Raw genomic sequence first — 13,634 nt, 5'->3', positions numbered from 1 at the left:
GACCGAGCCGGCACATCCACCCACCGAGCGGGGCGGGAACCGCAGCCCGGCGCACCGTGCCGGCCGAGCGGGGCCGGGCCCCAGGTCGCGGCTAGCCTCGGTCGGACAACCGACGCCGCACCCCACCCGGGAGAGCTCCGCCGCCAGGTCCAGGCCCGACGGCGGGCGCCGAAGGAGCAACCGCCCCCGGAATCTCTCAGGCCCACGTACCGGGTGGTGCAGGCACCGCTGGAAAGCAGCCCGTCGACGTTGACGGGCTCACCGACGGGGAAAGCTCACGATCGCCACCCGCGATCGCCGGGCGAAGCTCTCAGGTCACGCGACAGCGGGGGGCACACCGCTCCCACCGTCCGCGACCCCGGAGGAACCCGTGACCACCGAGCCGGCTCCCACGCCCGCCTCCCCCGACGACCAGCTCGTCGCCGACCTCCCGGTGACCGACTTCGCGCCCCGCCACCTCGGACCCGACGACGACGCCGTCGCGCGAATGCTCGAGGTCGTCGGCTACCCGTCGCTCGACGCCATGGTCGACGCCGTGGTCCCCGAGTCGATCCGGCGGCGCGAGCCGCTCGCCCTCACGCCCGTGCCCGACGAGTCGGCCGCGCTGGCGCGCGTCCGTGCGCTGGCCGACCGCAACACGGTGGTGACGAGCCTGATCGGCGGCGGGTACTACGGCACCGTCACGCCCAACGTGATCCTCCGCAACGTGCTCGAGAACCCCGCCTGGTACACGGCCTACACGCCCTACCAGCCCGAGATCTCCCAGGGCCGGCTCGAGGCCCTGCTCAACTTCCAGACGATGGTCGCCGAGCTGACCGGGCTCGACCTCGCCAACGCCTCGCTCCTCGACGAGGCGACCGCTGCGGCCGAGGCTATGACGCTCGCCCGCCGGAGGTCGAAGGTCGCCGGGGCGACGTTCTTCGTCGACGCCGAGTGCCACCCGCAGGTGATCGAGGTCGTCGAGACCCGGGCCGAGCCGCTCGGCATCAAGGTCGTCGCCGGCGACCCGCACACCGACCTGGGGGCGCACGAGGTCTTCGGCGTGCTGCTCGCCTACCCGGGGACCCACGGCGGCGTCGCCGACCACCGAGCCACGGCTGCGGCGGCGAAGGAGGCCGGTGCCGTCGTGTGCGCCACCGCCGACCTGCTCGCCCTGACCCTGCTGACCCCGCCCGGCGAGTGGGGCGCCGACGTCGTCGTCGGCTCGGCCCAGCGCTTCGGGGTGCCGATGGGCTACGGCGGCCCCCACGCCGGGTTCATGGCCGTCAGCGATGACCTCAAGCGGTCGCTGCCCGGCCGCCTCGTCGGCGTCTCGGTCGACGCGCAGGGCGACCGGGCGCTGCGACTCGCGCTGCAGACCCGCGAGCAGCACATCCGGCGCGAGAAGGCGACGTCGAACATCTGCACCGCCCAGGTGCTGCTGGCGGTGATGGCTGCCATGTACGCCACGTACCACGGCCCCGACGGCCTGCGGGCGATCGCCGATCGGGTGCAGCGCCTGACCGCTGCGGCCCGGGGCGCCCTCGTCGCCAACGGCTTCCGGACGACGGCCGACACCTTCTTCGACACGGTCACGCTGCGGGTGCCGGGCGACGCCGACCGCATCGTTGCCGCCGCGCTCGCCGAGGGCCTGAACCTGCGACGTGTGTCGGCCGACGAGGTCGGCTTCTCGCTCGACGAGACCACCACCCCCGAGGTCGTCGTGCGGCTGCTGGCCGCGTTCGGCATCGCCGCGACCGTCGACGAGCTCGACCTCGGTGCGCCGTCGGGGCTCCCGGCCGCCCTGCGCCGGACCGGCGACGTCCTCACGCACCCGACGTTCCACCGGTACCACTCCGAGACCGAGATGATGCGGTACCTGCGCCGCCTCGCCGACATGGACCTGGCGCTCGACCGCACGATGATCCCGCTCGGGTCGTGCACGATGAAGCTCAACGCCGCCGCGGAGATGATCCCGATCACGTGGCCCGAGTTCGCCCACCTGCACCCGTTCGCGCCGGCCGACCAGGCGGCCGGGTACCGCCAGCTCGTCGACGAGCTCGAGGCGGCGCTCGTCGAGATCACCGGGTACGACGCGGTCAGCTTCCAGCCCAACGCGGGCAGCCAGGGCGAGCTCGCCGGGCTGCTCGCCATCCGCGCCTACCACCGCGACCGGGGCGACACGTCCCGCGAGGTCTGCCTCATCCCCGACTCCGCGCACGGCACGAACGCGGCGTCGGCCGTCATGGCCGGCATGCGCGTCGTCGTGGTCGGCACCGACGACCACGGCAACGTCGACATGGACGATCTGCGGGCCAAGGTCGACGAGCACGGCGACCGCGTGGCCGCCGTCATGGTGACGTACCCGTCGACGCACGGCGTGTTCGAGGAGGGCATCGTCGAGCTGTGCCGGATCGTCCACGACGCCGGCGGCCAGGTGTACGTCGACGGCGCCAACCTGAACGCCCTGGTCGGCCTGGCCCGACCGGGCGACTTCGGCGCCGACGTCAGCCACCTCAACCTCCACAAGACGTTCTGCATCCCGCACGGCGGCGGCGGTCCCGGTGTCGGACCGGTCGCCGTGCGCTCGCACCTGGCGCCGTACCTGCCGGGCCACCGGCTGTTCCCGACGCACCCCGACAGCGGCGCGCCGGGGCCGAACGGCGGCGTGGGCGCGGTGTCGGCGGCGCCGTTCGGCTCGGCGGTCATCCTGCCGATCCCGTGGATGTACGTGACGATGATGGGCGACCGCCTCCAGCGGGCGACCGAGCTGGCGATCCTGTCGGCCAACTACGTGGCCGCCCGCCTCTCGCCGCACTACCCGGTGCTCTACACGGGGTCCCACGGGCTCGTCGCCCACGAGTGCATCCTCGACCTGCGCCCCATCGAGAAGGCGACGGGCATCACCAACGAGGACGTGGCCAAGCGGCTCATCGACCACGGCTTCCACGCCCCCACGATGTCGTTCCCGGTGCCCGGCACGCTGATGGTCGAGCCCACCGAGTCAGAGAGCCTGGCCGAGCTCGACCGCTTCTGCGACGCCATGATCGAGATCAAGGGCGAGATCGACCGCGTCGGCGCCGGCGAGTGGCCGGCCGACGACAACCCGCTCGTCAACGCCCCGCACACGGCGCCGGTCGTCGGCGGCGACGACTGGGACCACCCGTACCCGCGGTCGCTCGCCGGCTGGCCCGGCGGCCGCCCGGGCCACGACGGCGTCGAGTGGAAGTACTGGCCGCCCGTCGGGCGCATCGACGGCGGCTACGGCGACCGCAACCTGGTCTGCAGCTGCCCGCCCGTCGAGGACCTCGCCGAGTAGCGCCCCTCGGCCCGTTCTGTTCCCGGAGACCGGGGCGAACACCCCAGGATCTGGGAACAGAACGCCGGGGCGCGACCGGGGGTCCTCAGTGCTTGGGGACGAAGGGCGTGTCGACGCAGGTGGCCGGCAGGTCCTGGCCCCGCACGTCGATCGCCAGCTCGTCGCCGACGGCGACCGACGGGTCGACGAAGGCGAGCGCGATGCCGCAGCCGAGCGTCGGCGAGAAGTTGCCCGAGCTGATGCGTCCGACGACCGCCCCGTCGCGCCGCACGTCCTGCTCGGCGCGTGGCGGACGGCGCCCCTCGGTGCGCAGCCCCCGGAGGACCGGCGTCACGCCGGCCTCACGCTGCGCCTCGAGCGCAGCACGGCCGCGGAAGTCGCCCTTGTCCCACGAGACCACCCACCCGAGCCCGGCGTTGAGCGGGGTGATCCCCGGGCCCAGCTCGTGGCCGTGCAACGGCAGCGCCGCTTCGAGGCGGAGCGTGTCGCGGGCCCCGAGTCCGGCCGGCACCACGCCGGCGTCGGTGAGCTCCTGCCAGATCGGCTCGGCGGCCTCGACCGGCACGGCGAGCTCGAGCCCGTCCTCACCGGTGTAGCCGGTGCCCGCGACGCGGCACGGGTGCCCGAGGACGTCCACCTCGATCACCCGGAACCGGCCCACGGCCGCAGCCTCGGGCGCGAACGTCGCGACGCGCTCCCGGGCCTGCGGGCCCTGGACGGCGAGGACGGCCCGCTCGGCGGTCGTGTCGCGGACCTCGACGCCGTCGGCGGTGAAGGCGCCGACCACGCCGTCGGTGTTCGAGGCGTTCGGCATGACGTCGAAGCGGGCGGTGCCGTCGGCGGCGTCGGGCAGCCACCACACGATGATGTCGTCGAGGACCGACGCGTCGTCGGGGTCGAGCAGGTGCGTGTACTGCGCGCGGCCGGGCGCGACCTTGCCCAGGTCGTTCGTCAGCTCGCGCTGCAGCGCGTCGAAGGCCGACGGGCCCTCGACCCGCACGGTCCCGAGGTGGCTGACGTCGAACACGACCGCGTCCTGCCGGCAGGCGCGGTGCTCCTCGAGGGTCCCGAGCGGGTACGCGATCGGCATCTCCCACCCGCCGAACGGCACCATCTTGGCGCCGAGCGCGCGGTGGACGCCGTCGAGCGGCGAGTGGCGCACGGCTGGGCTCAGACGGCGCCGGCGCTGGGGTGGTGCGCCCGGTCGGCCGGGGTCGCCGTCGGGAAGAGCTCGACGATGCGGGCGTCGACCTCGTCCTTCACGCCGGACAGGGCCAGCACGTTGAGCACGCCCTGCCCCTGGCGGAGCACGTCGATGAGCTCCTCGCCGGTCTTCACGAGCACCGTGCGGTCGCCGCTGATGACGATGTTGGCGGAGCTCACGTCCTCGCCGAGGTGCTCGCGCACGTAGGCGAAGACCCGGCGGACCGACTCGAGCTTGATGCCCGCGTCGAGGAGCGACTTGATGACCTTCAGCTCCAGGAGGTCGGCGTACGAGTAGCGCCGGCGGCTCCCGCTCCCGGCGGCGTCGGTGACCGACGGGCGGACGAGGTCCGTGCGCGCCCAGTAGTCGAGCTGGCGGTAGCTGATCCCGACGATCTCGGCGGCGCTGCGACCGCTGTAGGAGGCCTCATCGGACGGCTCGCCGGGCATGACAGTCATGTAGTTCACCATACCGCCCCCGAGGCGCGGCGTGGGTGGACCGCACTCCCACCTCCACCGAGGGCGGCCGGAGGCCCCTCAGGAGGCGAAGTCGTCGGGCGAGACGTTGTCGATGAACTGGCGGAACTCCTCCACCACCTCTTCGGCGTCGACGTCCTCGTCGACCTCCTCGACGAAGCCCGCCTCGTCGAGGACGTCCTCCTCGGCGAAGATCGGGCACCCCGTCCGCACCGCCAGCGCGATGGCGTCGGACGGGCGGCTCGACACGTGCACGACGCCGGCGGACGCCTTGAGGTGCAGGTCCGCGAAGTACGTCGTGTCGCGCAGCTCGGTGATCACCACGCGCTCGAGCGTGACGCTCAGCTCGTCGAGGACGTCGCAGAACAGGTCGTGGGTGAGCGGCCGGGGCGTGTCGACCCCCTCGAGCGCGAACGCGATCGCGGTGGCCTCGGGGTTGCCGATGAAGATCGACAGCTGGCGCTGCCGACCGGCGAGCTCCTTGAGCACCACCACCGGTGTGTTGCTCGGCAGCTCCACCCGGACCGCGACCAGCTCGAGTTCGATCACGGCGGCAGCTTACGCCAGCGCATTCGGACCGACCGGTGGCCCTCGGTGAGCGTCGGGACCCCCGCTCGGCTACCCGAGGAGGTCGTGTCCGAGCTCGCGGCGCAGCAGCGAGCGGTGGAGGTCCGCGCCCAGCTCGGCGAGCTCGGAGGCCAGCTCGGAGGCGTGCTCGCGGGCCTTCGGGTTGCGCTGCTTCAGCAGCGGGACCGCCAGCTGCTCGACCATCCCGGCCTCGCGCTCGGCGGCGACCAGGTACATGCGCAGGTGCCGCGGCTCGACGCCGTGCTCGGCGTAGCGGGCGGCGAGTCGGGCGACCTCGAGCGCCGACGGGCCGTACACCCGCTCCCCCACCCGGGCGACCGCCTGCACGAGCCCGAAGCGCTCGAGCTCGACGAGGAGCGCCGGTTCGATGCCCGCGGTGGTGCAGAGCTCCTCGCCGGTGAGCTGGGTCTCGGCGGAGACCGACTCGGCGGGCTCCCGCCGGCGGACGGGCCGGTCGGCGGCGCGGGACGGGCGAGGATCGGGCCGGCGCTGCGGGCGCGGGTCCTCCTGCAGGGCGGCCACGACGTCGGCCGGGGTCTCGAGCGGTGGCCGTGCGGCCGCCGGCTCCTCGGCGGGCGGGGCGTCGGCGGGCGGGGTCTCCTGGGTCGCCGCAGGCGGCTCGGTCTCGACCGGGCGCCGCGACGGCGAGGGCGGGGGCGACGGCTGCGGGCGGGCGGCGGCGGGCGGCGGCGCGGTTCCGCCGCTCCGGACCGGCGTCCGCTCGGCCGGGCGGGGCGCCTCGCGGCGCGGGGGCGCGGAGGCCACGGCCGGGTGGGCGGGCGAACGGCGGCGGGCAGCCGGATCCGGGGCCGGCGCGTCGGCGTCCGCTGCGTCCTCGGCGTCGTCGTCGGGGCCCTCCTCGGCGTCGGCCTGCGCCTCGACCGAGGCGGAGAACAGCGTGGGCTGGGCCCCGCCGCCCGGGTCGTAGCGGTCGACGCCCTCGTCGAGCATCTTGCGGATGACCTTCAGCGGCAGGAAGTGGTCCCGCTGCTGGCGCAGGATCCACTGCAGCCGCTCGATGTCGGACGCGGAGAAGCGCCGGTAGCCGGACGCGGTCCGCTCCGGCTGGATCAGCCCCTGGCTCTCGAGGAACCGGATCTTGGAGATCGTGACGTCGGGGAACTCCTCCTGGAGGAGCGCCAGGACCTCACCGATCGGCAGGTGTTCGGCTGCGACCGACACGCCGGTCGCAGCGGTGGCTCCGCTCGTGGTCTGCAGCAAGGGGTCCTCTCCCATCACGCTCCCCCACCCAGGGTCCCGATCACGAAAACGAGACGGTACTTGCCGACCTGGACCTGTGCTCCCTCCCTGAGCGCCGCCTCCTCGATCCGCTCGCCGTCGAGGTAGGTGCCGTTGAGCGAACCCACGTCGGCGAGCAGGTACTTGCCGTCGGCGCCGCGCCGCACCTCGGCGTGGCGGCGCGACACGGTGACGTCGTCGAGGAAGATGCCGCTGTCGGGGTGGCGGCCGATCGATGTCACGGCGTCGGCCAGCGCGTAGCGGGCGCCGGCGGTCGGCCCGCGGGTGACCACGAGCTGGCCCACCTCCCCCACGTCGGGGACGTCGACGCCGAGCAGCGGGTAGCTGCCCGTGGCGCTGTCATCCACCTCGGGGAGCTCGGCCCCGCACGCGGTGCAGAAGTTCGCCCCGACCGCGTTGACGATGCTGCACACCGGGCAGACGACGCCGTCCGCGCCCGCGTCCGAGCGGCCATCGCTCACGCGTCGGTGAGCTTCCTGTACGCGTCGGCGTCGAGCAGGTCCTCGACCGATCGGAGGTCGACCGGCTGGATCACGATCATCCACCCCGACCCGTAGGGCTCGCTGTTGACCAGCTCGGGGGACACCTCGAGATCGCCGTTGACCTCCAGCACGACCCCCTGGACCGGGGCGTACAGCTCGGACACCGACTTGGTGGACTCGACCTCGCCGAAGGTGTCGCCGGCGCTCAGCTCGGCGCCCACCTCGGGCAGCTGGACGAACACGACGTCGCCCAGTGCGTCCTGGGCGTAGTCCGTGATCCCGATCCGGAACCTGCCGTCCTCGTCACGGATCCATTCGTGGTCGTTCGAGTAGTGCAGGTCGTCGGGCACGTTCATCCTGCTGACGCTACCCGACCGCCGGCCTCCCTCGTTCTGATGTCGGCGCCCCACGGGGCGCGACGCGAGCCGGCCGGCGCCGTGCCGCAGCGGCCCGAGTGAAGGTCGCTCAGCGGAGCATCTGGCGGATGCGCCGGGCGTACTCCTGCACCAGCGTCTTGGCCTCCGCCATGGTGTCGCCCTCGACCCACAGGTGGGTCACCGGCTCCTCGGGGTCGGGCAGGACGAGCACCCAGCCGGAGGCGTGGTGGACCTTCACCCCGTCGATGAGGTCGACGTCGCGGCCGTGGGTCTGCTCGACCAGGCTCCGCATGACCGTGCCCTTCTGCTCCCACGGCGTCACGACGGCCTCGTGGAGCAGGTGGGCGGTGGGCGCAGCGGCCCGGATCTCGGACAGCTGGGCCCCCCGGGTGGCGAGCAGGTCGAGCATCTTGAGCAGGCCGCCGGCGGCGTCGAACGCCGGCAGGAAGCCGGGCAGGATGACGCCGCCCTCCCGGTTGGCGCCGAAGCCGACGCCGGGCTCGGACGCCGCCTCCATCAGCGCGGCGACCGACGTCTTGGTCCAGCGCACGTGGTAGCCGCGGGACCGCACGATCTCGGCGGCGGCCCGGGGCGCCGTGACGGGAAGGGCGACCGAGTCGCCGAGGAGGCGGTCGCAGACCAGGTCGAGGAAGCAGAACAGCAGCTCGTCGTCGGTCAGCACCCGGCCGGTGTCGTCGACCAGCGTCAGCTGCTCGCCGGAGGGGTCGAGCACGGCACCGAGGTCAGCGCCGGAGGCCTTGACCAGCTCGGCGACACCGCTGGTGTGGGTGTCGCGGTCGTAGGACAGCACCCCGCTCGTCGAGGCGAACGGGTTCACCGCCAGCACCTCGGCCCGCAGCTTCGACAGGACGTTCGGCATGGCGAAGCTGGTCGAGCCGTACGAGTAGTCGACGACCACCTTGAAGTGGCGCTCGGCGACCGCCTTGACGTCGATCGTCTGCTCCAGCGCCACGGCGTACTGCTCGAGCGCCCTGGGCACCAGGTCGATGTCGCCGATGTCGGCGGGGCGCACCCGGCGGAAGTCCTCACGGCCGAACAGCCGCTCGATCTTGCGCTGCTGCTCCTCGGTGATGTCGGCGCCGTCGGTGTCGAAGAAGCGGATGATGACGGCGTCGGGGTCGTCGGGGCTGATCCGCAGCGACACCGCACCGCCCACCGCCACGTTGCGGCAGTGGAACCGGGTGAGCGGCACGCTCGCGACCTCGAGGTCCATGACGTTCACGCCGCCGGCGTTGAGGCCCGACATCATCGCCCGCTTGAGCATGCGGGCGGACCGGCTGGAGTCACGGGACACGACGACGGTCGTGTTCCGCTTGAGCGACGTGGCGTAGGCCAGCGCGAGCTTGGCGGCCAGCTCGGAGGTGATGTCCACGTTGGCGAGCCCGGAGACGCCGCCGCGGCCGAACAGGCTGCGGGCGCCGCGCGACTCCCAGATGAGGGAGGTGTTGACGACCGCGCCGCCCTCGACGGTCTTGAACGGGTACACCTTCACGTCGGTCGAGATGACGGCGTCCTCGCCGATGAACACCTCGTCGCCCAGGACGACGCCCTCCTCGCAGCGGACGTTGCGCCGCAGGTCGGCGGCCCGACCGACGACCGTGCCGCGGAGCTTCACGCTCTCGCCGAGGTAGGCGTTCTCGTGGACGACCGTGCGCTCCAGCTCGGCGTTGGACCGCAGACGCACGCCCATGCCCAGCACCGTGTACTCCCCCAGGCGCGCACCGGCGTCGACGAAGCAGTTGTCGCCGACGACGGCCGGCCCGGTGATCACGGCCTCCGGGTGGACCTCGGCGCCCTCGGCCACGAACACGCCGTCGGCCATCTCGAAGCCCGGGATGCCGACCTCGACGCGGCCGTCGAGGATGTCCTTGTGGGCCCGGACGTACGCGGGAAGCGTGCCGACGTCCTCCCAGTAGCCCTCGCACACGGCGCCGATCAGCTTCTCGCCGTCGTCGAGCAGGGCCGGGAACACGTCGCTCGAGAAGTCGACCGGCGTGTCGGCGGCGATGTAGTCGAACACCTTCGGGTCGAGCACGTAGATGCCGGAGTTGATGGTGTCGGAGAAGACCTGGCCCCAGGTCGGCTTCTCGAGGAACCGCTCGATCGTGCCGTCGTCCCGGGTGATCACGATGCCGTACTCGAGCGGGTTCTCGACCCGCACGAGCCCGATCGTGGCGAGCGCGCCCTGCTCCTGGTGGGCCTGGATGACGGCGCCGAGGTCGACGTCGGTCAGCACGTCGCCCGAGATCACGAGGAACGTGTCGTCGAGCTCGTCCATCGCGTTGCGGACCGAGCCGGCGGTGCCAAGCGGGGTCTCCTCGGCGGCGTAGGTCATCCTGACGCCGAACTCCGAGCCGTCACCGAAGTAGTTCCGGATGTTGTTGGCCATGAAGGCCACGGTGACGACGATGTCCTCGATCCCGTGCCGCTTCAGCAGGTCGATGATGTGCTCCATCATCGGCCGGTTCACGAGCGGCAGCATCGGCTTGGGCGCGTTGGACGTCAGGGGCCGCAGCCGGGTGCCCTCGCCGCCTGCCATGATCACGGCCTTCACGGGACTCCAGACCCTCCTTCGGGTGCGGCGACCGGCCCGGGCGGGTGTCGCCGGTTCGCCTTGAACCTATCGCCCCCTGCCCGCCGTCGAGGCCCGGCAGAACACATCCCCGACGCCGTGCCGAGCGCCCGTCAGGCGGCGGCCTCGGCCTGCTCGCGGGCGGCCCGACCCTCCCGCAGCGCCCGCAACCCCGCAGGGAAGTAGCCCACGAAGGCGATCATGGCGAACACCAGGCCGGGGACGGCGGCGCACCACGCGATGACCTCGAAGAGGTTCGCCAGCCCGTCGGAGATCCCGGTGTCGGTCGAGGCCAGGAAGGCGGGGAACGCCACCATGATCCCGAACGTGCCGGCCTTGCCCCACCACGTCACGTCCATCCGCTTGGCGCCGAGCGCCATGATCGACACGACCCAGATCGACAGGACCACCTCGCGGGTCACCACCACGAGGCCGAACCACAACGGGCAGCCGTCGGCCACGATGATCGACACGACGCCGGTGATGAGCAGCAGGCGGTCCACGGTCGGGTCGAACGCCTTGCCCAGGTTCGACACCTGGTGCATGTGCCGGGCGACGTAGCCGTCGACCCAGTCGGTGGCGCCGAGCACCGCCAGCAGCGCGGCGGCGCCGAGCCGGGCCTCCCGGACGAACAGCAGGTACAGGAACAGCGGGATGCACAGCAGCCGGATCAGCGTGATGAGGTTCGGCAGCGTGGCGATGCGATCCGTCCCGGCCTCGGGCGCTGCGTCGAGGTCCGCCGGCGGGGCGTCCGGTGCGTCGGCCATGCGGCCATCGTAGGAGTGGGCGCCGCGACGGCGTGGGTACCGTTGGGGCATGAGCGATGCGCCCCCCGACCCGTCGGTGTTCACGATGATCATCCGGGGCGACCTGCCCGGCCGGTTCGTGTGGCGCGACGACGACGTCGTGGCGTTCCTGACGATCGCCCCGATCCGGCCCGGCCACACGCTGGTGGTGCCGGTCGCCCAGATCGACCAGTGGACCGTCGTCCCGGCCGACCTGTGGGCCAGGGTCGGCGAGGTCCAGCAGGCGGTCGGGCAGGCGCTGATGGACGCCTTCTCGCCGGTGCGGGTCGGTTCGATCATCGCCGGGCTCGAGGTGCCGCACTGCCACGTGCACCTCATCCCGATCGACTCCGAGTCGCAGCTGAGCTTCGCCAACATCGACCCCGACCCCGACCCGGCGTCGCTCGACGACGCCGCAGCACGCATCCGGGCCGCGCTGTCGGCCGCCGGCCACGGCGCCCACGTCCCCGACTGACCGGCCGACCGACCGACTGACCGGCCGACGGTCAGAGCAGGCGGCCCTCGTCGGCGAGCGCGTCCACCTCGTCGACCAGGTGCTCGCCCTTGTTGCGCACGTTGTTCACGTCGGTCGAGACCGGGTGCATCGTGATGAGCCGGTCGGGCGCCGGCACGAGCAGCTTGCCGAGCAGATCGGTGTCGTGCTGCTCCGGCGACAGCCACGTGCCCCACTCCGACGGCGGCAGGATCACCGGCATGCGGTCGTGGATGGCCGACATGGCCTCGTTCGCACCGCCGGTGATGATCGTCGCCGAGCGGACGGTCACCTCCTCGCCGTCGGGGCCGGGGCCCTTCCACTGCTCCCACAGCCCTGCGAACGCGTAGGGCTCGCCGTCGGGGCGGTGGATGAAGTACGGCTGCTTGCGCTTCTCCCCCGGCGGGGGCGCCTTCCACTCGTAGAAGCCGTCGACCGGGATGATGCAGCGCTTCTTGGCGAACGCGTGGCGGAACGCCGGCTTGCTGGCGACGGTCTCGGCGCGGGCGTTGATCATCCGGTTGCCGACCGAGATGTCCTTGGCCCAGCGGGGCACGAGGCCCCAGTGGAAGGCGTCGAGCCGACGGGCGGCGCCGTCCTCGTAGACGACGAAGACGTCGGTCGTCGGCGCGGTGTTGAAGTTCGGTTGGTGCTCGAGCGCCTGCTCCGACGTCTCGTCCACGTCGAAGTAGCGGGCGATCTCGTCCGGAGGGGACGACGAGACGAAGCGGCCGCACATGGCCCGCCAGCGTACGCGGATCCCCTGACACCGGCCGGTAGCCTCGCTCGGTCATGGACGACGCGACCGCCGCCCCGGCCCCGGCGCCGCTGCTGTCGGTCGTCACGCCGACCTACAACGAGTCGGAGAACATCCCGATCCTGGTCGACGAGATCCACGCCGCCCTCGACGGCATCCCGCACGAGATCGTCGTGGCCGACGACGACAGCCCCGACGGGACGTGGGAGGTCGCCGAGAAGCTCGCCGTCACCGACCCGACGATCCGGGTCATGCGCCGCTTCCACGACAAGGGCCTGTCGGCCGCCGTGCTCGACGGCATGTCGGTGGCCCGGGGCCAGTACCTCGCGGTGATCGACGCCGACCTCCAGCACGATCCCGCCGCGCTGCCGAAGATGCTCGACGCGGTGCGCGCCGGGGCCGACGTGTGCGTGGGGTCGCGCTCGACCGAGGGCGGCGGCTACGGCGACTGGTCGGCATCGCGGCGCTTCGTCAGCTGGGTGGCGACGCTGATCGCCCGGGTGCTGCTCCGGGTCCCGGCGTCGGACCCGATGAGCGGCTTCTTCGTCATCTCGGAGCAGGCGTACGCCCGCACCGCGCCCAGCATCAACCCTCGGGGCTTCAAGATCCTGCTCGAGTTCATCGGCCGGAACCGGGGCCTGACGGTCGCGGAGGTCGGCTACACGTTCCGCAACCGCGAGCACGGCGAGACGAAGCTGAACGGGTCGGTCATCCGCTCGTACCTGCTCGGGGTGGCGGAGCTGCGCCTCGGCCGGCAGGTCGACCCTGTCTTCCTGCTCTACGTGCTGGTCGGCATCGTCGGCCTGGGCGTGAACTCGCTGGTGTTCACGATCGCCGAGGCGTTCGGGGTGCCCCGCATCACCACCGGCCTGAACGACGCGGTCGACCCGATCGAGGGCTCGTTCGTGATCAGCGTGATGGTCTCGATCTTCGTGCTGTTCGTGCTGAACAACGAGTTCACCTTCTGGGAGGAGCGGTACCGCGGCTGGAAGCTCGCCCCGGCCTTCGGCGTGTTCTTCCTGATGTCGCTCGTCGGCACGCTCGTGCACGTCGCGGTCTTCAAGTACCTCCAGAGCATCGGGCTCCTGCTGTCGGTCCTCGGCACCGACTGGTCCCGCGTCGCCCAGAACCTCATCGGCGCCACGGTCGCCCTCGTCGTGAACTGGTACCTGAACTCGACGTACCTCTGGCGGCGCCGCCAGCGTTGAGCGCCGTTCGGTCGCCATGCGTGGAGCTGAACGTCGTTCGGCGGCATGGGACGACCTTCCCGGGTCCGTCGGGACCGCGGCACGACCCGCGTAGGGTGGTCGGTCGACCACCC

General features: G+C 72.4%; 12 protein-coding genes and 2 riboswitches. Of the genes, 3 read left to right on the top strand and 9 right to left on the bottom strand.

Annotated elements, in window-relative coordinates; all coding sequences use genetic code 11:
* The first annotated feature begins 117 nt into the window (after positions 1 to 117).
* Positions 118 to 222: riboswitch (glycine riboswitch) on the top strand.
* Positions 223 to 336: riboswitch (glycine riboswitch) on the top strand. It begins immediately after the preceding riboswitch.
* Between the two features lie 97 nt (positions 337 to 433).
* Entirely contained in the window at positions 434 to 3,298 is a 2,865-nt protein-coding gene (gene gcvP / locus LH044_RS02125; protein WP_374210578.1) for an aminomethyl-transferring glycine dehydrogenase, read from the top strand.
* 85 nt (positions 3,299 to 3,383) lie between these two features.
* Here the strand turns inward: gcvP and gcvT are convergent, their stop codons facing one another.
* From gcvT to LH044_RS02085, 8 genes are all read right to left on the bottom strand, one after another.
* A complete protein-coding gene (gcvT, locus tag LH044_RS02120; protein WP_227758146.1) occupies positions 3,384 to 4,460 on the bottom strand; it encodes a glycine cleavage system aminomethyltransferase GcvT in 1,077 nt (358 codons plus the stop codon).
* A gap of 8 nt (positions 4,461 to 4,468) precedes the next feature.
* Positions 4,469 to 4,960, bottom strand: a complete 492-nt coding sequence (locus LH044_RS02115; RefSeq protein WP_227758145.1) for a MerR family transcriptional regulator — start codon at positions 4,958 to 4,960, stop codon at positions 4,469 to 4,471.
* A gap of 78 nt (positions 4,961 to 5,038) precedes the next feature.
* Positions 5,039 to 5,527: a bifunctional nuclease family protein gene (locus LH044_RS02110; protein WP_227758144.1), complete on the bottom strand. Its 489-nt coding sequence runs from the start codon at positions 5,525 to 5,527 to the stop codon at positions 5,039 to 5,041.
* A gap of 69 nt (positions 5,528 to 5,596) precedes the next feature.
* Positions 5,597 to 6,802 (bottom strand): MerR family transcriptional regulator, encoded by a 1,206-nt coding sequence (locus LH044_RS02105; protein ID WP_227758143.1) that lies wholly within the window; start codon positions 6,800 to 6,802, stop codon positions 5,597 to 5,599.
* Positions 6,802 to 7,287 carry an FHA domain-containing protein gene (locus LH044_RS21875; RefSeq protein ID WP_304512034.1) on the bottom strand — a complete coding sequence of 162 codons (486 nt, stop codon included), beginning with the start codon at positions 7,285 to 7,287 and terminating at the stop codon, positions 6,802 to 6,804. Before LH044_RS21875 ends, LH044_RS02105 begins: the two co-directional genes overlap by 1 nt.
* Positions 7,284 to 7,664: a glycine cleavage system protein GcvH gene (gene gcvH, locus LH044_RS02095; RefSeq protein ID WP_227758142.1), complete on the bottom strand. Its 381-nt coding sequence runs from the start codon at positions 7,662 to 7,664 to the stop codon at positions 7,284 to 7,286. Before gcvH ends, LH044_RS21875 begins: the two co-directional genes overlap by 4 nt.
* Positions 7,665 to 7,773: 109 nt before the next feature.
* Positions 7,774 to 10,245, bottom strand: coding sequence for a sugar phosphate nucleotidyltransferase (locus LH044_RS02090; RefSeq protein WP_227760054.1), 2,472 nt, complete (start codon positions 10,243 to 10,245; stop codon positions 7,774 to 7,776).
* A 146-nt stretch (positions 10,246 to 10,391) separates the two neighbouring features.
* A complete protein-coding gene (locus LH044_RS02085; RefSeq protein WP_227758141.1) occupies positions 10,392 to 11,045 on the bottom strand; it encodes a CDP-alcohol phosphatidyltransferase family protein in 654 nt (217 codons plus the stop codon).
* Positions 11,046 to 11,094: 49 nt separating this feature from the next.
* On the opposite strand from LH044_RS02085, the gene LH044_RS02080 reads away from it, so the two are divergent.
* Positions 11,095 to 11,538 (top strand): HIT family protein, encoded by a 444-nt coding sequence (locus tag LH044_RS02080; protein ID WP_227758140.1) that lies wholly within the window; start codon positions 11,095 to 11,097, stop codon positions 11,536 to 11,538.
* Between the two features lie 31 nt (positions 11,539 to 11,569).
* On the opposite strand, the gene LH044_RS02075 is transcribed toward LH044_RS02080, so the two are convergent.
* Positions 11,570 to 12,295 (bottom strand): SOS response-associated peptidase, encoded by a 726-nt coding sequence (locus LH044_RS02075; RefSeq protein WP_227758139.1) that lies wholly within the window; start codon positions 12,293 to 12,295, stop codon positions 11,570 to 11,572.
* Between the two features lie 53 nt (positions 12,296 to 12,348).
* Here LH044_RS02075 and LH044_RS02070 point away from each other — a divergent pair, with 53 nt between their 5' ends.
* Positions 12,349 to 13,521, top strand: a complete 1,173-nt coding sequence (locus LH044_RS02070; RefSeq protein WP_227758138.1) for a glycosyltransferase — start codon at positions 12,349 to 12,351, stop codon at positions 13,519 to 13,521.
* The last annotated feature ends 113 nt before the right edge of the window (positions 13,522 to 13,634 follow it).

Origin of the sequence: Dermatobacter hominis (assembly GCF_020715685.1) — a bacterium.
In the GTDB taxonomy this organism is placed as follows: domain Bacteria; phylum Actinomycetota; class Acidimicrobiia; order Acidimicrobiales; family Microtrichaceae; genus Dermatobacter; species Dermatobacter hominis.
Note: the sequence above shows the minus strand (reverse complement) of the source record. Positions and strands in the feature narration are given on the sequence as shown.

Bases quoted from the DNA above. Each gene is read 5' to 3' on its own strand.
- LH044_RS02115 (WP_227758145.1), bottom strand. From the start codon at position 4,960: ATGACTGTCATGCCCGGCGAGCCGTCCGATGAGGCCTCCTACAGCGGT.
- LH044_RS02105 (WP_227758143.1), bottom strand. From the start codon at position 6,802: ATGGGAGAGGACCCCTTGCTGCAGACCACGAGCGGAGCCACCGCTGCG.
- gcvH (WP_227758142.1), bottom strand. From the start codon at position 7,664: ATGAACGTGCCCGACGACCTGCACTACTCGAACGACCACGAATGGATC.
- LH044_RS02090 (WP_227760054.1), bottom strand. From the start codon at position 10,245: ATGGCAGGCGGCGAGGGCACCCGGCTGCGGCCCCTGACGTCCAACGCG.
- LH044_RS02085 (WP_227758141.1), bottom strand. From the start codon at position 11,045: ATGGCCGACGCACCGGACGCCCCGCCGGCGGACCTCGACGCAGCGCCC.
- LH044_RS02080 (WP_227758140.1), top strand. From the start codon at position 11,095: ATGAGCGATGCGCCCCCCGACCCGTCGGTGTTCACGATGATCATCCGG.
- LH044_RS02075 (WP_227758139.1), bottom strand. From the start codon at position 12,295: ATGTGCGGCCGCTTCGTCTCGTCGTCCCCTCCGGACGAGATCGCCCGC.
- LH044_RS02070 (WP_227758138.1), top strand. From the start codon at position 12,349: ATGGACGACGCGACCGCCGCCCCGGCCCCGGCGCCGCTGCTGTCGGTC.